At 45.5% G+C, this 835-nt stretch carries 1 protein-coding gene; it reads right to left on the bottom strand.

The features are described from left to right. Window positions 1-68 precede the first annotated feature (68 nt). Window positions 69-835: ATP-binding cassette domain-containing protein (locus A3739_RS16785; RefSeq protein ID WP_156502641.1), on the bottom strand; the 767-nt coding region annotated here is incomplete at its 5' end.

Raw genomic sequence — 835 nt, forward strand, 5'->3', positions numbered from 1 at the left:
CAAAAATGCAGAATCTAAAAAAGGAGTAGGGCGCTCGCCACGCAAACGCCCTGTTCAAAATTAGGCGATTAACGCTTGGTTTCTAGTGCTAATTGGCGCGCAAGGTACTCTTCATAAGTGCCTTGGAAATCATTTAGCTTGTTGTCCTTGATTTCAATAATGCGTGTAGCCAAAGAAGAAACAAACTCTCTGTCATGGCTGACAAAAATCAGAGTGCCTGGATAATTTTCGAGCGCTAGGTTTAACGCTTCGATCGATTCCATGTCCAAGTGATTGGTTGGCTCATCCATAATTAGCACATTTGTTTCAGCGATAATCAGCTTACCAAACAACAGGCGGTTCTTTTCACCACCTGAACAAACAGAGACTTTCTTGTCGATGTCTTTCGACGAGAACAGCATGCGCCCCAGAATGCCGCGAATGAACTGATCATCTTGACCTGGCTTACGCCACTGGCCCATCCATTCGAACAAAGTCATATCTTCTGCAAAGTCGCGCGTACTGTCTTGTGGGCAATAACCAAGGCTTGCACTCTCAGCCCATTTAATAGTACCAACGCTAGCATCAAGCTCGTTCATCAAGCAGCGGAGTAGGGTTGTCTTACCTACGCCGTTTTCTCCAATCACCGCCAAACGTGTTCCAGCTTCGAGAATCATATCGCCGCCTTCAAATAAAGTTTCACCATCGAAGCCATGAGCTAAACCTTCAAGCACCAATGATTGGCGATGAAGTTTCTTTTCCTGATTGAAACGAATAAACGGGCTAACACGACTTGAAGGCTTAATTTCTTCTAACTCGATCTTTTCGAGACGCTTGGCGCGTGAGGTTGCTTGCT

The organism is Oleiphilus sp. HI0067, assembly GCF_001635735.1.